Source organism: Lysinibacillus xylanilyticus, from assembly GCF_001183605.1.
GTDB lineage: Bacteria > Bacillota > Bacilli > Bacillales_A > Planococcaceae > Lysinibacillus > Lysinibacillus xylanilyticus.
Window position 1 is genome coordinate 57,260 of the sequence record NZ_LFXJ01000002.1, and the last position, 22,203, is coordinate 79,462.

General features: G+C 34.2%; 23 protein-coding genes. 12 read left to right on the plus strand and 11 right to left on the minus strand.

What is annotated here, in order from left to right; translation table 11 throughout:
• Positions 1-152 precede the first annotated feature (152 nt).
• From ACZ11_RS26845 to ACZ11_RS00435, 3 genes are all read left to right on the plus strand, one after another.
• Positions 153-305 (plus strand): hypothetical protein, encoded by a 153-nt coding sequence (locus ACZ11_RS26845; protein WP_236690753.1) that lies wholly within the window; start codon positions 153-155, stop codon positions 303-305.
• A gap of 288 nt (positions 306-593) precedes the next feature.
• Positions 594-920, plus strand: a complete 327-nt coding sequence (locus ACZ11_RS00430) for a hypothetical protein (RefSeq protein WP_082172626.1) — start codon at positions 594-596, stop codon at positions 918-920.
• Between the two features lie 66 nt (positions 921-986).
• Entirely contained in the window at positions 987-1,586 is a 600-nt protein-coding gene (locus ACZ11_RS00435) for a hypothetical protein (RefSeq protein ID WP_049662657.1), read from the plus strand.
• A 159-nt stretch (positions 1,587-1,745) separates the two neighbouring features.
• Here the strand turns inward: ACZ11_RS00435 and ACZ11_RS00440 are convergent, their stop codons facing one another.
• The 5 genes from ACZ11_RS00440 to ACZ11_RS00465 all read right to left on the minus strand — a co-directional run bounded on the left by ACZ11_RS00440 (position 1,746) and on the right by ACZ11_RS00465 (position 9,885).
• Positions 1,746-3,389 (minus strand): thiamine pyrophosphate-binding protein, encoded by a 1,644-nt coding sequence (locus ACZ11_RS00440; protein WP_049662658.1) that lies wholly within the window; start codon positions 3,387-3,389, stop codon positions 1,746-1,748.
• A gap of 32 nt (positions 3,390-3,421) precedes the next feature.
• The gene (locus ACZ11_RS00445; RefSeq protein ID WP_049662660.1) at positions 3,422-6,196 is read right to left on the minus strand and encodes a bifunctional diguanylate cyclase/phosphodiesterase; all 2,775 of its coding nucleotides are present in this window, start codon (positions 6,194-6,196) and stop codon (positions 3,422-3,424) included.
• A 594-nt stretch (positions 6,197-6,790) separates the two neighbouring features.
• The gene (locus tag ACZ11_RS00455; RefSeq protein WP_049662663.1) at positions 6,791-7,453 is read right to left on the minus strand and encodes a TVP38/TMEM64 family protein; all 663 of its coding nucleotides are present in this window, start codon (positions 7,451-7,453) and stop codon (positions 6,791-6,793) included.
• Complete coding sequence (locus tag ACZ11_RS00460; RefSeq protein WP_049662665.1) at positions 7,450-7,740, minus strand: Rrf2 family transcriptional regulator; 291 nt, start codon at positions 7,738-7,740, stop codon at positions 7,450-7,452. Before ACZ11_RS00460 ends, ACZ11_RS00455 begins: the two co-directional genes overlap by 4 nt.
• Positions 7,741-7,884: 144 nt before the next feature.
• A complete protein-coding gene (locus tag ACZ11_RS00465) occupies positions 7,885-9,885 on the minus strand; it encodes a YhgE/Pip domain-containing protein (RefSeq protein WP_049662667.1) in 2,001 nt (666 codons plus the stop codon).
• Positions 9,886-10,007: 122 nt separating this feature from the next.
• On the opposite strand from ACZ11_RS00465, the gene ACZ11_RS00470 reads away from it, so the two are divergent.
• On the plus strand, positions 10,008-10,895 hold the full coding sequence (locus tag ACZ11_RS00470) for a LysR family transcriptional regulator (RefSeq protein WP_049662669.1): 888 nt from the start codon (positions 10,008-10,010) through the stop codon (positions 10,893-10,895).
• Positions 10,896-11,135: 240 nt separating this feature from the next.
• Here ACZ11_RS00470 and ACZ11_RS00475 read toward each other — a convergent pair whose 3' ends face one another.
• Both ACZ11_RS00475 and ACZ11_RS00480 read right to left on the minus strand, forming a co-directional pair.
• A complete protein-coding gene (locus tag ACZ11_RS00475) occupies positions 11,136-11,558 on the minus strand; it encodes a hypothetical protein (protein ID WP_049662672.1) in 423 nt (140 codons plus the stop codon).
• Between the two features lie 464 nt (positions 11,559-12,022).
• A complete protein-coding gene (locus tag ACZ11_RS00480; RefSeq protein WP_049662673.1) occupies positions 12,023-12,346 on the minus strand; it encodes a BRCT domain-containing protein in 324 nt (107 codons plus the stop codon).
• Between the two features lie 262 nt (positions 12,347-12,608).
• On the opposite strand from ACZ11_RS00480, the gene ACZ11_RS00485 reads away from it, so the two are divergent.
• Positions 12,609-13,406, plus strand: coding sequence for an MBL fold metallo-hydrolase (locus tag ACZ11_RS00485; RefSeq protein ID WP_049662675.1), 798 nt, complete (start codon positions 12,609-12,611; stop codon positions 13,404-13,406).
• A 229-nt stretch (positions 13,407-13,635) separates the two neighbouring features.
• Positions 13,636-13,908 carry a hypothetical protein gene (locus ACZ11_RS00490; protein ID WP_049662676.1) on the plus strand — a complete coding sequence of 91 codons (273 nt, stop codon included), beginning with the start codon at positions 13,636-13,638 and terminating at the stop codon, positions 13,906-13,908.
• A gap of 265 nt (positions 13,909-14,173) precedes the next feature.
• Here the strand turns inward: ACZ11_RS00490 and ACZ11_RS00495 are convergent, their stop codons facing one another.
• Positions 14,174-14,665 (minus strand): hypothetical protein, encoded by a 492-nt coding sequence (locus ACZ11_RS00495; RefSeq protein ID WP_049662678.1) that lies wholly within the window; start codon positions 14,663-14,665, stop codon positions 14,174-14,176.
• A 227-nt stretch (positions 14,666-14,892) separates the two neighbouring features.
• Here ACZ11_RS00495 and ACZ11_RS26485 point away from each other — a divergent pair, with 227 nt between their 5' ends.
• The 6 genes from ACZ11_RS26485 (at position 14,893) to ACZ11_RS00520 (ending at position 19,625) form a co-directional block, all read left to right on the plus strand.
• Positions 14,893-15,045 (plus strand): hypothetical protein, encoded by a 153-nt coding sequence (locus ACZ11_RS26485; protein WP_169776063.1) that lies wholly within the window; start codon positions 14,893-14,895, stop codon positions 15,043-15,045.
• 208 nt (positions 15,046-15,253) lie between these two features.
• Positions 15,254-15,574 (plus strand): hypothetical protein, encoded by a 321-nt coding sequence (locus tag ACZ11_RS00500; protein ID WP_049662681.1) that lies wholly within the window; start codon positions 15,254-15,256, stop codon positions 15,572-15,574.
• 3 nt (positions 15,575-15,577) lie between these two features.
• The gene (locus tag ACZ11_RS00505; protein ID WP_049662682.1) at positions 15,578-15,973 is read left to right on the plus strand and encodes a MerR family transcriptional regulator; all 396 of its coding nucleotides are present in this window, start codon (positions 15,578-15,580) and stop codon (positions 15,971-15,973) included.
• A 116-nt stretch (positions 15,974-16,089) separates the two neighbouring features.
• Positions 16,090-16,857, plus strand: a complete 768-nt coding sequence (locus ACZ11_RS00510) for a nucleotidyltransferase domain-containing protein (RefSeq protein ID WP_049662684.1) — start codon at positions 16,090-16,092, stop codon at positions 16,855-16,857.
• A gap of 455 nt (positions 16,858-17,312) precedes the next feature.
• The gene (locus tag ACZ11_RS00515) at positions 17,313-18,794 is read left to right on the plus strand and encodes a malate:quinone oxidoreductase (protein ID WP_049662686.1); all 1,482 of its coding nucleotides are present in this window, start codon (positions 17,313-17,315) and stop codon (positions 18,792-18,794) included.
• Positions 18,795-19,049: 255 nt separating this feature from the next.
• On the plus strand, positions 19,050-19,625 hold the full coding sequence (locus ACZ11_RS00520) for a Crp/Fnr family transcriptional regulator (protein ID WP_049662688.1): 576 nt from the start codon (positions 19,050-19,052) through the stop codon (positions 19,623-19,625).
• Positions 19,626-19,632: 7 nt separating this feature from the next.
• Here the strand turns inward: ACZ11_RS00520 and ACZ11_RS00525 are convergent, their stop codons facing one another.
• The 3 genes from ACZ11_RS00525 to ACZ11_RS00540 form a co-directional block, all read right to left on the minus strand.
• Complete coding sequence (locus ACZ11_RS00525; protein ID WP_049662689.1) at positions 19,633-20,349, minus strand: DUF4386 domain-containing protein; 717 nt, start codon at positions 20,347-20,349, stop codon at positions 19,633-19,635.
• A 445-nt stretch (positions 20,350-20,794) separates the two neighbouring features.
• Complete coding sequence (locus ACZ11_RS00535) at positions 20,795-21,451, minus strand: hypothetical protein (protein WP_049662691.1); 657 nt, start codon at positions 21,449-21,451, stop codon at positions 20,795-20,797.
• 261 nt (positions 21,452-21,712) lie between these two features.
• Entirely contained in the window at positions 21,713-22,126 is a 414-nt protein-coding gene (locus ACZ11_RS00540; RefSeq protein WP_049662692.1) for a MarR family transcriptional regulator, read from the minus strand.
• Positions 22,127-22,203 lie beyond the last annotated feature (77 nt).

Consider the following 22,203-nt stretch of genomic DNA (forward strand, 5'->3'; position numbering starts at 1 on the left):
TGTGATATTTCCAATTTATCATATGGAAACAAATGTGAATATATGAATATTTAAATATTCCAAAATATTGATAATTAGTATCAGTTTATCAAATATAGATTAAATCTATTTTCCTAGTAATTTAATAAAAAGGTAGAACTTTCAAATGAGGAATGACTTGCAGTAATTCACTAATTTTTTCAATTAATCCTATCAATGCAGCAGTTGTTGGTACAGTCAGTGGTGTAATTGCTTATAGAGAAATTAGGAGGGTAGTAAGAGGAGTGATTGGAGGAGAATTATTATCTTTTTTAACAACAATTTGATTAATAATAGAATGTAGAAAATCTTTTTGTTGTTCAGGGTAAGAGTGGGTAATATTTTAGAAAACTCACTTAAAACCATAGAGATCGGTTTTAACCTGAACAAAGAAAGGGGGCCAAAGCGAAGAAAAAATATAGCGCACCTTAGTATGTTAAAGGGAACCGTATCATAAGTAAGGTTATTAAAAAGACCACACCTAGAACGTTGATATTACAATGTTTTAGGTATTTTTATTAACTCTAAATTAAAGTTATGATAAGCTAGAAAAGGGAAATTTAGGAGAAATGCTGATGAAAAAGCTTTGGCGATGGGTTGGTCTAGTAGTTATCTATATAATTGGCATTTATCTTAGTCTCTTATCTGGTGTATATCTTTTGGATGGTAGAACAGCTTTAGATACGAAGAAGATCGACAACAACATAAAGAAATTGCGGATGTATCCATGGTTTAATGAACTATATGAACATGAAGAACATCACCGTTCATTCTTTGCAAATATAAAAGTTAGAAAATACTTAGAAAGCTCTATACGTGTTTCTAGGTTACTTAACAATGAGCGGGAGCAAAAAAGGTTTATAAGAATGTTAGAAGAAGTAGCGCAAGTACGAAAAAAATGAACCGAGCTTAAATAATTTACAGAAATGTATCATAAGCAAGTGCGGTTTTTATCGGAGGGTCGAATAATGAAAAAGGCAGAAAAGATGGATGAGTATTTTAATTCTTATGGGAAAGAAATTAGTAGTTCTGAGATTTGTCATGTTGTAGATTTAATTTTCAAGATTAATTTAGATGAGGCACCTATTTTATCGAAAGAGAAGGAAAAGGCAGATGGATTTTCTTCATCAACAGGAAGAGAAGCGATAGATTCCCATCTAAATCAATACGACAGCGAAATCACAGGGGCAGAAGTTCGTAAAATAATAAATGAAATTTTTGGTGTTAATTTAGAAGCGATATCATCATTAGAAGGAGCAAGAATTTCTTTATATTCAAAAGGTCAGTGGATTGTACAACATGAAAAAGACTTATTTGTAGTATACACTGGAGAAAGTGATATTGATGTGAAGGTCTTTCCAACACAATATTTCACTGAACAAACTGGGCTAGTAGAATTACCTACTGACTTACAACATGCACTAACGAGTATAGGGTATTACTTCGATGAGAAAAGCGATAGTTACTATTTCTCAAACCCCACAGGTGAAGCTGTTCCAGATGCCTTCAAAGGAAAAACAATAGGCGCTATACTTGGAGTCATTCAACATTCATTTTCAAATTTATAAACAAACGGATACATAGAAGCTATTAGTTGGAGATAGAAAAATGTAATTATCCATAGACATAACAGGGAAGTATAACTAGAAGAGAAAAAAAGTCATATAGGGGAATATGATTCCCATCTATATGACTTTTCACATTTAGTTATACAACTTTATAAACTCTTACTTTCCGAAAGAAGATAAAAATTTAACTCGGTCTCCCATAGGAGGCGTATTATTATCTGTTAAAACTACTTCCAAGACTGCTGGACCATTTAAATTCGATAAGTTATTAATCATATCTTGGTTAATATCTTGTAGTTCCGTTACTTGGAAACTCGGTATACCCATAGCTGAAGCCAAAGCACTAATACTAACTGGATTTTGCTCAAAAGATGGGTGAGTACGGTGGAACTGTAGATTATGTCCATGGTATACCATTCCTAAACGAGCATTATTCATAACAATAAATAAAATTGGTAGATTGTATTCTTTTGCTGTTAATATTTCCATTCCATGCATGAAAAAGCAACCATCACCTGTGATACATACAACAGGGCGTTCTGGTTCAGCTAACTTTGAGCCAATGGCAGAACCAATTCCACTTCCCATTGCACCAAAATGGACATTAATATCAAAGGTATCATAATCTAAAACATTCATGTGATGAATGACATAGGACATAAATTCACCAATATCAATTGTATACCTAGTGGAAGATGGTAAATATTTTTGAATATTTAATAGAACGTTTTTCGTATTATACTCCTCTGTATCTCCAAGAAGCTCTTTATTTTCTTTAACCTCAAGTGCAGTCCCTTTTTTTGTTGCCCCTTTAGCTTTTAATTCTTCTATAAGGAATAGTAAACTTAAATTTATATCACCTAGCACAGGTATATCAATTTCATATTTTCGATTGAACACCGTTTGATCATAGTCCATTTGTATAGAAAAACGATTTTTCGTAAGATTTAAGTTGTAGTTATTTGTTGCTGTTTCTCCTAAACTTGAACCTACGATTAACAATACTTGACCATCGCCTTCAGCTATTAATTCTGAGGCAGCTTCGTGGCCAGCAAAACCGAAAACACCAGCCAGAAGAGGATGATTCTCTGGAATGTATCCTTTTGCTTGTGGTGTTGTTAGAATCGGCCAATTCAGTATTTCAGCTAACTCTAGTAATTCCTCAACTGAGTTCCTTACCCCTTGTCCTACCAAAATGTAACCATTTTTTCTTTTCATTAGCTCTTCAGCTACATTGTTAATGGTATCTATATTAGGAACTATTGCTGTTCTTTTTGGTGGGGCTGGTATTTCTATGTTTTGAACTATTTCGTGTTGAACATCTATTGGTATAGCAATATGTACTGGACCAGGCACTCCTGACATAGCGATTTCAGTGGCCTTTACTACTTCTTTCAGTAAATCCTTTGATTCTTTAACCGTTACACTATATTTAGTGACTGGTTGGAAGATTGGTTGAGCATCCAACTCTTGAGAAGCATTTAAACCGATTGTGTTAACTGGAACAGCACCGGTTAAAAATAAAACCGGTAAATGTTCCCGCATGGCATTTGCAGCACCTGTTACTAGGTTTGTTCCACCAGGTCCACTACAAGCAATACATACACTCATCTGGTTTGTATATTTTGCGTAAGCTGCGGCCATGTAGGTCGCAGCGCCTTCATGTTTTGTTACAATCGGAGTTATTTCTTTCATATCATACAGTTCATCAAAAAATGCATTGACTGAACCTGCTGGAATACCAAAAATATATTGAACACCGTTACTTTTTAAATATTCTAAGACCGTACGAGCTGCTTTCATCATAAATCTCCTTTATATTCAAAAATAGAGCACTAATGGAAGTATTTTTTCATAATATCTTCAGCCTTCATGGGCTTACTAAAAAAATATCCTTGCATTAAATGACAATTTTGCGCCAGTAAAAAATCAGCCTGTTCTTGTGTTTCAACTCCTTCAGCAATAACCTCAAGTTTTAAATTTTGAGCGAGGGTAATGATCGTATTGGTAATGGCAGCTGCATCATCCATTAACATTTCTTGTACAAAGGATTTATCAATCTTCAATGTAGAAATCGGCAAATTTTTTAAATAACCCAAAGATGAATATCCTGTACCAAAATCATCAATGGCTAAATTTACCCCAAGACCCTTTAATTGTATCATTGTTTTTAATGTTAATTGTGTATTTTTAACAATTAAATTTTCTGTAAGCTCTAGTTGTAAATACTCAGGTGACAGATCTGTTTCTTTTAGGACATTTTCTACAATAGAAAATAAATTATTCTGTTCGAACTGATGGACCGATAAATTTACAGACATACTAATCAGAGGATATCCTTGATTATGCCATTTTTTTAATTGCTTGCATGCCTCTTTAAGAACCCACTCACCTATAGGGACGATTAAACCTGTTTCTTCAGCAATTGGAATAAACTTATCTGGTGTTATCATTCCTTGTTCTCGATGATTCCATCTTAATAAAGCTTCAACACCCTTAATTCTGTTTGTTTCATAGTTTATTTGTGGCTGATAAAAGACAATAAGTTCATCTCGCTCTAAAGCCTTATATAAATCATTTTCAAGTTTGATACTTTCAAAAGTTCTTGTATCCATTCCTTCGCTAAAGAAATGATAGCTAGTACCTGGTGTTTCTTTCGACTTGTACATAGCTGTGTCTGCATTTTTGATTAACTTATCTGTAGTATCACCGTTATCAGGGAACAGGCTTATACCAATACTTGTTTTAATATATACTTCATTGTCTATTAGGTTGAAAGGTTTAGAGAAAGAAGCATTTATACAATTAATGACCTCCAAAATGTCATTTTCACATTTAATATTTGGTAAATAGATTGTAAATTCATCCCCTCCTTGCCGTGATACGGTTGCCCCTTCTGGAACGCAAGCACTTAAGCGTTTGGCAACATCTTGGAGCAATAGATCACCATAGCTATGTCCTAGAGAATCATTTACTAACTTAAAACGATCTAAATCCAAATATAGAACTGCCGATTTATTTCCATTCTCTTTTGCATACTTCAGTCCTTGGGTTAGTCTTTCTATTAAAAGAACTCTATTGGGTAAACCCGTTAAACTATCAAAATAAGCGTGATATTTAATCTTTTCTTCTAGTTGCTTTCTTTGAGTTATATCTTTAAAAGTAACAACTTCTCCTACAATCTTGTCTCCTTCTTTTATTAAGGAGGTTACATATTCTACTGGGAAGTTGGAGTTATTCTTTCTAAAAAACACCTTGTAGCTGTTGAAATTTGTATTTAATAAAGATGAAACAATCATTTTATCCTCTGTTTCACTACCGCTAATAATATCAACGGATTTTCCGATTAATTCTCTCTCTGTTTCATAACCTAACATAAGTGCACCTGCTGGATTGCAGAATGTAATGTTTCGATCAAGATCTAATCCAAAGATTCCTTCGCCTGCAGAATTGAGAATTAACTCTTTTTCACGGCTAAGCTGCTGTAACTCAGTAACAACTCTTTCAAGTTCTCTATTTTTGGCTATTACTTCTGAGGTTCTCTCCTCGATAATGATTTCTTGCTTTTCCATATATAAAAGGTTTGATAATGCAGATGCTGTAGTATCAACAATTGATTGGGCTAGCTGTAATTGAGTTTCTGAATAGAAAAATGCTTTTTTTTCAAGATTAACAATAGATATTTGCCCTAAAATTTCACCCATTGAAATCAAAGGAAACATAACTAAACCGTTTATGCCAAAATTGCGACAAACTTCATGATTTGGCCTCTCATCTTCAAATACATTTGGAATAAGAATTGCTTTTTTAGTTTTAAAAACCTCTTGCATTACGGCATCATTGCTTTGATCAATTTTTATTTTGTTATGTGTTTTTAACCAATTTTCTTCTGTCCAATCACTATCCTTACTCAATTTAGCCGGTTTAATTCTTTTTTCTGCTAAAGGATCTAATAGGTGAACGCCTATATTCATATTTTTTAAAACCTTTTCTAAATAGAAAAAGCATTTATCAAGGCTCTCTTGTAGTGAGGAGCACATTGATAAATCACGTGTAACATCAAGTAGCAACTGCTTTTCGTTAATAAGCCGTTCTTTATAAGCTAAGTTGTTTGCGTTTTGAATAGCAACAGCAGCCATATTTACATATGCCTCAACCGTTTGAATCTCATCGTCTGTTAAGTTCATTGGAATTCCATAATCAAATAAAAAAACAACGCCAAATAACTCCTGTTCAAAGGAGATGGGAAGAACTAATAAAGATTTAATATGAAACCCCTCGACAGCTCTAGGATCAGGTCGATTATCTTTTGAGGTATCAGGAATATAGACGGTTTTCTTTGTTTCAATTACTTCTTTTGCCAGCAAATCTATTTCGGTGTCAATTACATGCATATTTAATGTCCAGCCATTAATAACTTCTGGTTTTCCTACATATCCTCTGAATGTTCCATCTTCTTGTGGTAAATAAATGCCCACAGAATCACATGTGACGATTTCTTCAGATATTGCTATTGTTACCTGCTCCAATACTTCACGTAAATCTTGCTTCATGTTTATCATTTTCGTAATATTGGCCAGTCGAGAATACCTCGTTTGTTCCATAGACATTTATATGAACCCCCAATTTTTTATCATTGTCCTGTATAAATTATTATTAAACTTTTGCTTTTTTCGTATCGAATGTCCCATTCTTTTTATTTTACAGTAGTGATATACAGGTAGGTAAAAAAATGTAGAAATTAGTTAAAATTCCTTAAAAATATTATTTGTTTTAACTATTATCATTTCTATGTAGGACTACAATCCTCCTTTAAGCAGTTCAATTAATTTTTCCTTCTAATTTGTATGCAAATAGCGAAAGCAACGGTGCAAAGGTTGCGCGAAAAGCCGTTTTTAATATGGACTCGAATGCAATCGAGGGTAATACGCTAACGATAAACGAAACTAAGGTAGTGTTTGGGGGAAATACTGTGAGAGGTAAAACGATGCGAGAGCATTTGGAAGTAATTAACCACCGAGATGCAATACCGTATGTTGAGGATATTTTGCTAAAAGAAGAGCCATTTTCAGAGTGGTAAATAAAAAATTCACATCGATTAGTGCTAAAGGGAATTGATGATGAGGAGCCGTATCATAAATAAATGATTTTTTTGACGCATTAAGCCTAAAATAAAAAAATACTGATGAGAAACCATTTTCTCATCAGTATTTTTTAGTCCTAAGTGCCGATCTTTTCTTGATGCGATAGAGTAATACTGCTATTAAGATTACAAGGACAATTATTAGTAAATAAAGACGGTTATGGGTTGTTGCTAAAATAATGCTAAAGGATGCTGATGCAAGTACTAAGCCATAAATCATGTTACCTATTGTTGTTGCGATAACAAAGTGTGAGGTTTTAATGGAGCTTAATCCAGAGGCAATATTGATTAAATTTGTTGGCATAAATGGAAGAACACGTCCGGATAAAACAAAAAGAAAACCATTTTTCTCTATTTTCTCTTGGTATTTCTTGGTTTTCGAATTAGAAAATGCATCCTGAAAAAGATATCGAATGGATAAGAAAATCAGTGTACTACCAATTACGCTGCAAAAACAGCCATATAAATAACCATACCAAAAACCGAATAAGGTAATATTTGTAGCAATTACTAAGACAAGTGGAATGAATGTAAATAAGTTTTGCATCACCATGATGACGAGCATAATAAGTAAAATGAGTAAGATATTATTGTGTGCTAAAGTTTGAATCGTTTCCGGAGTTAAGTCAGCAACCGTTAAACCGCTCCTTTTTAATAAAAAGAATAGGCAAAGTACGAGTGCAACATAACCAATAACGCGGAAAATAAGTTTACGTTTATTCATGAGATGCCCCTTTTGAAAGTAATCGCAACATAAATATCATATAAGGTTGTTTCTTTAGGATTAACGATTAGTTTGTATCCTCCATAGTGTCCTCCGAAGCCTTCGACAATATTTTTTGGGATTAATTTAGCCAATACTTTTCGAATATAGCTCGAATCAATTCCTAATTTTTCAGTCATTGTGTTTCTTGTTAAAAGCCGATTTTCATTTGCTAATAAAGCTAATGATTTAATAGCTACTATGAAGTTAGTTTTACCTAAATAGCTTAATTGTAAGAGATTATCCATAAATTCACGTCCTATAAAATCAATTCATTACGCCTAAAAGTATTACTTTCATAATTGTAAATATAATAAAATATGAAAATGAGAAAGGAGTCTCTTTCTAAAAAGTATGTACTTATTAGAGAGACTCCATCAGTTTACTATGTTTTAATCTATCAATACAGCAGATGGTTCCTTATGCTGGATATGACTTGAAATCCAACCGACGATCAAAGCGAGTAAAAGATAAATAAGTAAAATCAGTACTTGTGTGACTAAGTTAGACCAGCCACCAAGAGATACGACTTCCTGGAAACCCTTTAGTGAATGCGCCATTGGCAAGAATCCACCGATCTTAGCTAACGTGGGGTATTCGAGTTCACCTGGGAAAGTCCCGCCACAGGTTGCTAGTTGAAATACTAATAATGTGACGGCTAGTAATTTACCGAGATTCCCCAAGAGAATAATAAGCATGAGGATGAAGGTCATGAAAGTTAATGATACGATAATACTTGATAGGATAAATAACGGTACACTTGCTACTGTTAATTTAAATCCTAACAGTACTACGAGGTCCACGATAAGTGTCTGAATTAATCCCACTACGTAAACTAGCCCTAGTTTATTGATAAAGTGAACGGTGCCAGTCACTTTTAGAAGTTCTCTACGTCCTAGTGGTAGAATATTTGCTGCCATAATGCCCCCTACAAATAAAGCTAGAGACAAGAAATAAGGAGCGATACCAGTTCCATAGTTCGGAACTTTTGATAAATCGGATTCTACCAATTCAATCGGTTGAGCAAACATCGTTGTGGTAGAATCGTTGTTTTGAAGATTAGACGTTTTTTCCGCTGCTTCATTTAGTTTTGTTGCTAACTCATTTGAGCCAGCTGCTAAAGAAGAAAGCCCGCCCTGTAGTTTCATTAATCCACTTGATTCTTGACTGATGCCACTAGCGAGAGTTGTGATTCCAGTGTTAAGTGTTGTATAGCCTGCCATCCATTCCGTAAATCCACTGTCGAATTCAGTCGTTCCCACATGTAATTGTTTTGCCCCTTCAGTAGCCTGAGTTATTTTAGCACCAAACGTTTCCATACCAGTTTGAAGTGAGGCTTGTCCAGTAGCGATTTTTTTTGCAGCTACTTCTACCTGGTCTTGTCTAGATTTTAAAGTAGTTTCTGCTGCGGATAATGCCTCTGATAAAGCAATAATTTGTTGAAATTTCTGATCCTGTTTCGCTTCGGGATGGTCTTTTACATATTGGGCTAATTGTTCCTCCAAATGGCTAGCTGTATTAGCTGCTTGTTCTTGTCCTTGAACTAATTTTGTATTTCCAATGGACCAGTTTGTAATACCTTGGCTTACTTGATCCATTCCTGATTGTAGCGAGTGTTCGCCTTCCGAAAGTTGTTGTAATCCCTTATATAAGGAGTCAGAACCGCTTGTGAGTGCATTTACACCCTTAGATAAACTCTCTTGCTTAGCTGAAAGTCTCGTGCTACCTGATTTTAGTTTTTGAGCCCCTTCATCTAAACTTTGAATACCATCTGTTAATTTATCGCTTCCACTTTTTGCGTCAACTGTTCCAGCATGAAGCTTCTGTGCACCAGTTCCTGCCTCAGTGAAGCCAGTAGAAACATCTTGGAATTTAGTTAGAATCGTTTCTGAGTAGAACTTCGTGACGTTGGCGTTGATTTTTGTTTTCATTTTTTCAACGGCAGTTGTAGTAATTTGTGATGCTACATAGTTTTTCCCCGGATTAATTTCATATAAAAGTTTAGCCGGTTTTGGTGCTCCATCCATTAATGTTGTTATGTTTTTAGAAAAATCCTTTGGAATCGAGATGACCATATAATAGTCACCTGCTTTAAGTCCCTTTTTGGCGGTCTTAGCAGAGACAAATTGAAAGTTTAATTCTTTACCTGTCTTCAATTGGGCAACAAAGTCATCACCGATGTGAATGGATTCATCATCGATTTTAGCTCCTTCATCGAGATTAACGACTGCTACGGGAAGTTTATCTAAGTGTCCATATGGATCCCAATATCCTGCTAAAAAGAATCCTGCGTAAATTAAAGGAACAAGAGTAAGGAAAATTAAAGCGATTCGACCATGCTTATGTTTCCAAATGGCGACTAAGTCTTGTAATACTAATTGTAATCCTTTCATGAAATATCCTACCTTTCTATCCTTAAAAGATTATTTCATCATAATCTACTCTGTTGATGTTGTATAATACATAAAAAGTTATTACATAATAGATTTGAATCTATGTTAAAAGGGGAATCTACATGGAATTTTTGCAGTTAAAGTACTTTCAAACAGTTGCTCGTTTGGAACATATGACAAAAGCAGCAGAACAACTTCAAATTGCTCAGCCATCTCTCAGTAAAACGATTTCCCGTTTAGAGGAAGATTTAGGGGTGGAATTGTTTGACCGAGAACATCGGAAAATTAGTCTGAATGCAGCCGGGAGAATTTTTTTAAACCGTGTAGATCGGGCTTTTGCAGAACTGAACGAGGGTCAAAGAGAACTGAATCAATTTATTGAGCAAGACCAAAGAAGTATTACATTGGCAGTTACGATTCCAAGAGTGTTACCTGCATTATTAGGTTCGTTTTTATCAAAATATCCTGATACTCGTTTTCAACAGTTTTTAAAATCCGTTTCTTCTATGAAAAAAATGTTGATGGAAGGGGAATTGGATTATTGTATTTCTTCAGTTCCGATTGAAGGAGAGGACATTAGATGGGAACCTCTCATTACCGAAGAAATATTTTTAATCGTACCACCTAATCATCGTTTAGCGAGGAGAGAGAGCGTTCGGCTTGAAGAGGTGAAGGATGAAGCATTTATTAGCATGAATACAGGTTATGGCTTCCGGAGTTTAACCGACCAGTTTTGTCGTGAAGCGGGGTTTGTCCAAAATATCGCTTTTGAAGGCGACGAACCCACTGTTATTTCAGACTTAGTTAGGCAGGGATTAGGTGTTGCTTTCGTTTCTGAATTATCATGGGTACCTAAATCAGGGGAGTTTCCTCATAAACTTCGAATAGTCGAGCCAGCTTGTCAACGAACTATTGGGTTAGCCTGGTCTGAAAAGCGCTATTTTACACCAATTGCTAAGCAGTTTCGCCAATTTGTTTTCGAATACTTTTTAACGATTTCTCAAAAATGAATTAATGTCTCACTTTTTAAATATTAATAAAATTTTAGAGTAGGGAAGTTATTATATAAACAAAAAATAAGCTGTATAGAAAGATTGAATTTTAATAACTTCTATACAGCTTATTTTTAATCCTTATATAAAACATGCATCTTAGTTCATGATCAACACTCTAAAAAGATTAATCATGTATGCCACCAGATTTACACCGGGCATAAACATAATCAAGATGCAGAGTAGGAGCTATTATCGTTAACTTTTTATTGCTAGGCCACTAAAATTAACCGGTCCTACAACGTTTGCCTGTGTGTTAGGTGTAATGTTCTCAACAAAAACCTGATAGAAGCTAGTGCCAGCTGGTAAATTAGAATCAATAGCTTGGAATGTAAAGATGTAATTTTGTTCTGAACCAGCAGATTCTACTCCGTCTTGAGTATTATAGATTTCTTTCCCGTTACGGAAGATTCTAAATACGATTTGGGAAATATTCGTAACGCCCGCCACACCGACGCTTGCAAGTAGCTCAACGTTATTATTTCTTGAAGCGGTGCCTGGGATGCTTATTTGAATCGAAGCTAAAAGAACTCTAAATGGAGCCTGTGGAATTGGAAAAGCAGTGTTTGGGTTAAACGTACTTAGAGGTTCAGTTGCTTGGTAATCAAGAACTTGCGCCATTTTTTCACCTCCTTTTACTAGGATACTATAAGATATGTTCTATATTAGAGCTGGATTGTGTAGTAAACTAAGCCGCGCTATTTTTTAACTTATTTCAGCGGAAGTCTCCCAGCTCTATATGTGGTGATATGGATGCGGGTTTAAGTTACTCATCAGCGGGTATACAAACATCCGCTGAAATAAGTTAAAGCCTCCAGCGGATGTCACGGAAATCGGAAAGGAGTTCTTTGTGCAAGCACAAAGCCGATTCCGGACGCAATTATGCTGAGGCATAATTGATACTTTTTTTTTAGTCAATTGTTCTAGTTCTTCTGGAATTGTAAGCTTTCAAATTAAGATCATTTGGATTTATTATCATAAGTTTGAGGTAATAAAATATGTGAAAAGGTATGAGAACATAGTTGTTTTGCATACCTTTTTAGATGAGTTGGATTAAAGAATGGTGTTTAAATGGGAGGCAGCCCTTATTTTTGCATTGAAATGAGCCAAATAAAATCATCCTCAATAATAATTTGAATGTCTTGGCCGAGGGTAATCATTTTCTCGGCTTTTAATTGTTTTGTACTTATACCGCGACGTTTGTCCCCAAGAATAACGAAATCTGTATCTTGTGTTACAGTCCCTTGCATAATCCCTCCACAAGCTCTTACTCTTTTCGCAGCCTCTGAACGTGTCATAGTGGAAAGGGCCCCTGTAAAGACGATTTGTTTATTATAAAACGGATGCATCAAGCACTCGGATGGGTCAGAAAGTAAGATGATTTCTGTGTTGTCCTTATTGTTGTTCATGTTGACTCTCCTTGATTGAAATGAAAGATTTCTACCTTTATGGAGAATAGTATCATATAGATCTCTTCTTTATGAATACTTGTATCAATAGATAAAACTAAGAGTTTGTGAAGTTTAAATCGATTTCGCATATTTTTTCCAAAAGAAGGATTTTTATAAATGCTGCTCGAACTATGGAATAGTGAGGACAAAAAATTAAAGTTTTTGTTCGACAAGTTAGCTCATTAGCAAGGGAAAATAAGGGGAAAAGGATGGGTTCATAGTGATTCAATTCCAAAAAAATAATATTACGGTTTTTCAAAGTGCATTATATATGACTACCTCTGCAATCATTCAAACTAATGAAGCAGTAATTATGACAGACCCTAATTGGTTACCTACTGAAATTGAAGAAATTAAGAGCTATATAAACAGGGTTATAGGTGATAAACAACTATATATTATTTATACACATAGCGATTTTGATCATATTATTGGATCTGGGGCATTCCCAGAAGCTAAAGTAATTGCATCTAAACAATTTAATGAAAATCCTAACAAAGAAGACAGCATTCAAACTATTAAACAATTTGACCAAAAATATTATTTGAATAGAAACTATTCACCTGTATATCCAACTGTAGATATTGTTGTTTCAGAGGATGGGCATAAATTAGAATTAGATTCCCTAATCATGACATTTTATCAAGCACCTGGTCATACGAATGATGGTTTATTTACAGTTATTGAACCTCATGGTCTGTTTCTTTCTGGCGATTATTTGTCAGATATTGAGTTTCCATTTATTTTTAGTAACTATAATGATTATGTAAATACGGTCAATAAAGCTGAAAATATTTTGCTTAATCATCATATAACGACCCATATACCTGGACACGGTTCGACAACACAAAATCTACAGGAAATTCAAAAAAGAATAAACGATTCGAAGTGTTATTTAGAGAAACTTCCTCATGATAATGGGGAGTTGGAAAGATATTTAAGTCTAGAGTATCCATTTTTTGAAGGAATGAAAGGCATCCATACTGACAATAAGAAGATGGCTAAAGAAAATGTGTAAAAAGCTGATAAAGAGGAGACCGATCATTTTAGTCGGTCTCGTTTATTCTTAAGCTTGTCCTTCAAGTATTAATGCATGAGTATTATCTTCTGTGTCTTTAAAAAATAATATACACGTTTCTGTTTGTTCCATTTAGATATTCCCTAACTTCTGCGTACATATTTTCTGTACATTTTCCAATACTATATATAGATTATTTATCAAACTGGCAGGAAGGGAAGAGGCAAAATTGGCTAAGCACTCAGATATGAGCTGGAAACAGGATCATCCAAGTACTTTGTTTGGGAACTCTGTCCAAAAGGCGGAGCGTTTATTGGAGCATGCAAAGTCACATCCGGAGGAGATAGCGATTGAGCATGCCTTCAATCAAATCGAACATGCAGAAAATGCATTTATGAATGCAAAGCAATATGGTGAACATTTGGATACAGTCCAACAAAATAAAGCATACCTAGAGCAGATCAAGCAGCAATTAAACGAAATGCAAGGTAATAATCAATAAATTACATTGGTTTTAACAGTAGGCAGAAGAAATAAAAATAATACTTTAAGCGGCTTAAGCTCCATAATAATAGGGACTTAAGCCGCTTAATTTTATTCTTCTGTTTACTTGGCAGTTGATTTTTTATGTGAAATGTTGCGCAGATAAGAGATTAATGATTTGAATCACAAAATGTAATCTGTCGGTTTGCAAAAATGTAGTTATTAAAGAGCTTAACACGGGATGATTAAAATCTTTCCTGGGAAATATTTTCTATTTTTTTTAGTTAACACCAAACAATTATTTTATACGGTGTGGTTTGCGCAGGAATACTTCTTGTAGTAGGGCCATAAATAACAATTAAGTTTCGATTTGCTGGGCTTTTTGAAAAAGGTTGCCCATTTTTGAGCAAGATAAGTGTATAAGCAGAAAGATTTAGTTGTAATTGGCCATCACTACTCACTAATTGGTTATTAAAGAAGTCGACTTTAACATTTAGATAGTTATTTTCCTTTACAACGACGAGTGCTCGATATTGAGGAGGATATATCAAAGGAACAGGTGCATTCCCATCATAATATCCAGTAATCTGATCACCAAGAGTTACGATTTCTTGGTTTACAAAATAAGTAGAAGGTGAGACGATAAAATTGACGATGCCCTGAGTACTATCTTCTACCGTCATAATTTTATAACAACCTTCCTTTTCTCCGTTTTGCCCGATCGGAAAATCATCAATCTGAGTAACGACCCCACGAAATGATTTAAAGTTTACCATCGCTATTCCTTTCTTTATAAAATTTCAATCAATCATTGTAGCTCTGTATAGCACAGTGCCGATTCCGGACGCAATTATGCCGAGGTATAATTAATCTTATGTAACATCGCCAATTTGGGTGACAGAGAATGATTTTATTATCAAAAGGACAGGTTTATATATTACTGGAATCAATATATACTTAATTTGCAAACTATAACGTTATTTTTTCAGAGGAGGGGAGACTATTGAAGTGGATTTCTAAAAATAAGAAACCCCTTTTAATATTCATCATTATTATTATTTTCATTGCTGGTATCCTCGATATCAAATATGAAGGATTGTTCTTTCAACTATTACCAGAGTCTGTTCAAAACTATTTAGCTGATATTTTCAAATAAATGAATTAGGACATAGAGACTGGCTAAAAACTCGTCTATTCATAGTTGGAATTGGATTTATGACTTCATGGGCAACAGCGGTATATTTTGTACTAACGATAGGTAGTAGCTCTAGAAGATCGATTGGGGCTCTTTCGATTAAAATCTGTTGACATGGAGTTAACTCCATCTTTTAAAGTGAAAGTATTAAAAGAATGGGGTGATGTAAATGGATATTATTACTTATGCATTGATAGGGTTATACGCATTATTAACAGGGATTGCAGGCTTGCATCAATGGAAAGAGAACGGATATCAAATACGAACATTCTTATTTGTGGTCTTATCTATCAGTATTCTTGTAACGATATTTTTACCAAACAAAGCACTGGTATTGATGTTGCTAATCCTTGAATTTGTACTGTTACATGTACTAGCAGTTGCGGAAGGGCTATTAACAAATAAAAAGCTAAGATATAGTCACCATATCGTTCGCTTCATATTCCATTGTATATTGCTATTAATGGTTTATAAATTTCCTATGTGGTAGGTGATGGTCATAAAAATCGGTGAATTTGCTACATGTATTGATCTTAGTAAAGATACAATTCGTTATTACGAAAAAATGGGTTTATTGCATCCGGAAATAAAAAACAAACATCGTGATTATAACGAGGGTCATATCGAAATAATTAGTACTATTCTTAAACTAAAGCAATGTGGTTTTTCACTTCAAGAAATTAAAATGCTTTTTGAATGGTCGCAAAATACTGATGAAAATGATGAATTGACAGAAGCTGAGATTCAAAATGTTCAACAGCTGAAAATATTATTTCAAAATAAGTATAAACAGATGATTCAAAGAGAAAAAGAGATTAAACAAATAAAGCAAGTATTGCTACGTGCTGATTATAAAATGGAGCAGCTACTAGAAAAAAATAAAGGTTAGAAAAGATAATGTTTTTAAATTTTACGCAGCTAATAAAGCTGTGTTTTTTCATTTACAGAGTTAAAGGTTTTTTTTAATATACCTTGAATATATTAAAGAAAGGTGATGATAACTTTATGGAAGAATGGAAAATGGCGCTTGAAGAGTTTTTAAAAGATTGGAAGAACCGAAATGATGTTGTAGGGGCACTTGTATGTGGGAGCTACATAACAGGAAATCCTTCTAGGCGTTCTGATATAGATGTACATATTATTTTATCTGATGATGTTGATTGGCGAGAGAGAGGGAATAGAATTATTAATGGTTTTCTTATAGAATATTTTGCAAATCCACCACACCAAATTCATAAATACTTTCAAGGGGATTTTCAAAACCAAAGAACAATGTCCATGGTTCAAATTATTACAGGAAAGATTCTATTTGATAACACAGGAATACTTAATGAATTAAAAATTGAAGCTGAACATTGGCTAAACAATGAATATGATGAATTAAATAAAACAGTATTAGAAATGAAAAAATATTCTCTATGGGATTCATTAGACAATTTAAAGGATTGTTTTGAACAAAAAAGAGTGGATTTCCCTTTTGTGTATTTTAACGCATTAGGTATTTTATTTTCTGAGTACTGTCAGGTTTTAAAGTTAGAAAGCATTCCGTACAATCAAGTACATTCTTATCTTGTAGATCCAGCATATATTAAAAAATATCTAAAAAGTATTTTCCCGGATTCGATATTTAAAGAAATGTTTCTAAAAGCATTACAAGAAGCGGACAAACAAAAGATGATGGAGACATATGAAGATTTAGTAAACCATGTACTTAATCAGATGGGTGGTTTTAAGATAGATGGTTGGAAAATAAAAAGTCCTGTCGAAGAATAGGATGAGATTTGGCTGGTTAGAATAATAAAAATGTTAAAATAACACTAAAAAATAATAAAAAAATTATATGTAGTGGAGCTGGTGCAAAAACAAGACTGGTTCCATATTTTTATGTTATTATATAGATATAATATTTAAAAAATCCTCATTATTATATGAAAAAGCTAGCCAATTTTAGGACAATTATTCCATAAAACTTAAATGAAGGTTGGGTTTATCAGTGAGGAAAAAGGAGGTTTTTCTCTTGATTTATTAAGGGAAAGGCTCGAAAAATGCACATAACTCTCATATAGATAGTTGATATTTTAATCTTTATGTAATTATGATACACTGCAATAAGGTAATAATTGATACAGAAAAGGTGTACTCCTAGGTTACTCCATGGCTTACTGTGATATCTAAGCAGGAGAGCTTTACATCCTTTCTGCAAATCTTAATATATAAGGAAGGTAAAAATGAGTAACAGACAAATTAAATCAGATGTTATCTTAATTGGTGCCGGAATCATGAGTGCTACTTTGGGGACAATGCTCAAAGAATTAGCGCCAGATTGGAAAATTACAGTGTTTGAGCAGCTCGATAAAGCTGGTGAAGAAAGTTCACACGAATTAAATAATGCGGGAACTGGACATGCGGCACTTTGTGAGCTTAACTACACTTCAGAGAAAAAAGACGGATCAATCGATATCAGCAAAGCGATTAACGTTAATGAACAGTTCCATGTTTCAAGACAGTTCTGGTCTTACCTTGTGAACAATAAACTGATCAATAATCCACAAGACTTTATTATGCCTTTACCTCATATGAGTTTAGTACAAGGGAAAGAAAATGTAGAGTTTCTAAAAAAACGTCATGAAACAATGACAAAAAATCCTTTATTCCAAGGTATGGAATTTTCTGATAACCCAGAAAAGCTAATGGAATGGATTCCTCTTATTATGGAGAATCGTTCAGCAGATGAAGCTATCGCTGCGACAAAAATTGACACTGGTACAGACGTTAACTTTGGTTCATTAACACGTATGTTAATCGACCACTTAAAAACTCAAAATGTTGACATCAACTACAATCATAGTGTTCAAAGCATGAAACGTACTAGCGATGGTTCATGGGAAGTACGAGTACACGACAAAAATGGCTGTAAAATGGAATACCATACAGCGAAGTTTGTCTTCCTTGGTGCTGGTGGAGGAAGCCTAGAATTACTACAAAAATCAGGTATTCCTGAAGGGAAACACATTGGTGGATTCCCAATCAGTGGATTATTCTTACAATGTAAAAACCAAGAAGTTGCTGAACAACATCATGCGAAAGTATACGGAAAAGCTAAAGTTGGTGCTCCACCAATGTCTGTTCCGCATCTTGATACACGCTATATTGATAACAAAAAATCATTACTATTTGGACCGTTCGCAGGTTTCTCACCTAAGTTCTTAAAAACAGGTTCAAATATGGACTTATTTGCTTCTGTAAAACCGCATAATATTACAACGTTATTAGCGGCAGGAGTAAAAGAAATGGGATTAACAAAATATTTAATCCAACAGCTTATGCTATCTAAAGAACAACGTATGGAAGAGCTACGTGAATTCATCCCGAATGCTAAGAGCGATGATTGGGATATTATTGTAGCTGGTCAACGTGTACAAGTTATTAAAGATACTGAAGCTGGCGGTAAAGGAACGCTTCAATTTGGTACTGAAGTTGTAAGTGCTTCTGATGGATCAATTGCTGCATTACTTGGAGCTTCTCCTGGTGCTTCTACTGCCGTACACGTTATGCTTGAGGTAATCAATAAATGCTTCCCTCAACATGTTCAAGAATGGGAATCTAAAATTAAAGAAATGATTCCATCTTATGGCAAGTCGTTAGCAGAAAACCCAGAGCTTCTTAAAGAAATTAATGAATCAACAGACGAAGCGCTTCGTTTAAAATAAAATCTATGTAGTAACAAAGCATCTAAGCATTTGTTTCTACAAAATATAATATAGAACCTTCATTCTAATTTTGGAATGAAGGTTCTATTTTTTTATTTCTTGAATCGATAAGGAAGAGTATTTTGAAAAAAATTTTTGATGAGTAAAAATAAGTTATGGCAGGAATTTCAAAACATATTAACTAATATATTTAAAAAGGCATTAATTAATGACAAAATCAATGATTTAACGAAAAAAAGTTGAATGGAGAGCAAGATGAGAAACATACTGATGAAGTATATGACGAAGTATTCGGCTCTTAATGAAGAACAACAACAAGCGATTGTTGAAGAGATACAAATTGAGGAGTTTAAAAAAGGAACAACCCTCCTAAGACAAGGAGACGTTCCAACTAAATGTTATTTTGTATTAAAGGGATGTATTAGGCAGTATGCTGTAGATGAGGCAGGAAAGGAAGTCACGTCTAATTTCTACACAGAAGAACAAGCCATTTCGAATATGAATCATCATAAACAGGATAAGTCATCCTCGTACACATTCTCCTGTTTAGAGGATTGTACATTGGTTGTGGGCGATCTTGTTACTGAAAAAGATATGTATTACAAATATACGCAATTGGAAGCAATGACTCGTAGGATGATTGAGCATAGCTTTGGTGAGATGCAAGATGAATTAGCTGCATTTATTGCATCTACACCAGAGGAACGCTATAAATCATTATTACAGAAACGGCCTTATTTAGTTGATCGTGTGCCTCAACATCAATTAGCAAGTTACCTTGGTATTACGCCAGAATCCTTAAGTAGAATTAAGAAGCGAATTAAGTGTTAGGGGGGTGTTATAAAGCTTTAGAGATTTTTCCTCCTCTAATTAGCAACCATATACCAAAGCCTAACTCTCCTAAAATCATGGGTACATTAAATATAAGTTTAAGAATTGAAATAACCTCATCATATTGTGGAAAAAACGCGATAAATACATTAATAGTGATATAACCTATTGCAGCAAGCAACAATAAGATGCTAATGACTTTAGGGATTTCGGACGATTTGAAAACAATATAGCCTATAACCATAAGGTGCCCTCCAAAAATAATTAAATCAATAGCCCAAATTGTTTCAAATGCGTTAAGAAATAACATGACATGTGCCTGAAGTTGATCAATATTAAATGAAAAATTACCTGTACCATTAAAAAGAAGTAATACAAAGACTAAATTTAGAATGGCAATGCCTAATATAGTCGTATAGGTAAGGCGGAGCCATGCTGCAAGCAACGCAAGACTTCTATTAATAGGCTCTAGAAAAGTATAAAACGCCCATGTAACTATAATGTCAGTAATTAGGATGATAACCCAGCCAAAAATTTCAGCTTTGAAAAGTGTATTTGATGACTTTAAGTTATTAAAAGTAGTACTAGCATCTCCTTGCAGCACAAGGTTTTCATGGACAAATCCATAGGAAAAAAATGCGGCAAGTGCCAGAATGATGAGAGCCGTTCCCCCAATTAAAGCCGATTTTCGTCGGTTTGAATGTCCGTGTAGTATTGTATCCATACCAAATCCTCCTTTTAAAGTTGTTTTTATTTTAAAAGGAGGATCCTGATGGAGCATTGACTTAAATCAAGGAATAAAAAATATTATTATGATTCTTAGGATCACAACGACATCCTCGAGAGGGGGCACATCTTTTGATTAACTAAAAGATGTGCTTTTCCATGTTAATACCTAAGCTTCGAAAAGCAAAATAGGATAGAGCGTTTAACATATATGGAGCAAAAGAACAGGAGTAAGGATACAAGGAGAGCGAGGGGAATGCTAAAAATAACCGGAAGCTCAACGCCATACCAAATCCCCATCTTTATTTGCTCGAGGCCAAATGTTCGTAAAATACCTGCTAGTATTGACAATAATGCACTTAAGACCAAACCTACATAGAGGACAGATAATACAAGGAGTGCCAACGAGCAAAAAAAGGACTGAACGATTTTTTTGAATATCATTATTCCTTCTCCCTCCGTACAATTTGTTGTACTTTAGCGTTGGGAGCAATTGAATAGCTATCAGTATAGTAAAGTGTTTTTACTCTACAATTACTTCCCACAGTGACAACATCTCCTTCGACAACTTCCGCATTTGTATAGGAAAGACGTATATTTTTCCCTTTTATACAATGACAAATTAATTTTTTCTTTAATAAAGGAAGAACAGAAATCTTATCTTTCTCTATGCATATTTCATCTGCAATAAGCTCCCCAATTCTACTTTCACCAGACAGTTTTAAATGAAAAAGCTTGGCTAGTATTTCTGCAGCTTTCACAATACCGATTGCATCGACAGTTTCGGCTTCTAAACTTTGTTTAATGGTCAATTTCCCAGAACTATTCAATTTTGTTACTTGCCCATTGTGCATATTTAAGCTCCCGGCATTTTTAATCTCATTAATTTTACAAAAATCTTTTATAGTACATGATCCTGAACTATTTAACATCTGCGCCTCAATGCGAGAATGAAAAGAACTATGGCCATGAGTAGAGATTTTTTTTACGCGTACCTCTTGGTGAAAAGTAACGAAGCCCCGGATATTTAATTGCTCACAATCTGCTTCTAAATCTTTAATATTGCCATTTGTAAGAGTTACAGTGCGTAGTTTATGCATCAAAACAATCACTCCTTGTACTTTAATTAATATATATTTTAATAATTGAAATATATATTAATTAAAGTATATGCGACTCCATTTTGTCAAGAACTAATAAAGCAAAACTTTAATCAGTGGAGGAGTCTTGTACCTGACACTTCACTTTTGGTACAGATAAAATTACTGCCCGTTAAAGCGGGGGAATTGCCAAAACATGTGCCAAAAGGGTTCCTGAATACTTTCTGGGCAATAAAAAAAGGATTTCAATTGTATGAAATCCTAAAAAATTTTCTTCATTAACTGATTAACCTCATGCAATGTTGTTGCCATGTCTATCAGCTTTTCCTGTGGAAACTTTAAAAATAAATCTTGAACCTTCAATTCACCGTTATTAGTTAAAATCATTTTTACAACACGACGATCTTCTTTCTCTCTAATCCGCTCTACTAATTCCAACTTTTCCAGCTTATCGCACATCGATGTAACGGCTCCTGGTGTCACACTAAAGAACTCAGCGATTTCTGTTGCTTTCATACCACCATTAATCTTTAGCTGAAGTAGGAGAATCAGTTGGTTTTGAGATAATGATTCACCCTCAGATAAGAGGTTTACAAACATTTTTGATTTATATTGTATTTCAAGCATCTCGCTCATAATGATTTCTACATTGTGCAATTGATCATTTTTTGACATAATATCACAGCCCGTTAAAATATTTAATAACTAAATTATATAGTAAATAAATAATAGGGGCTACTATCGATATCCTT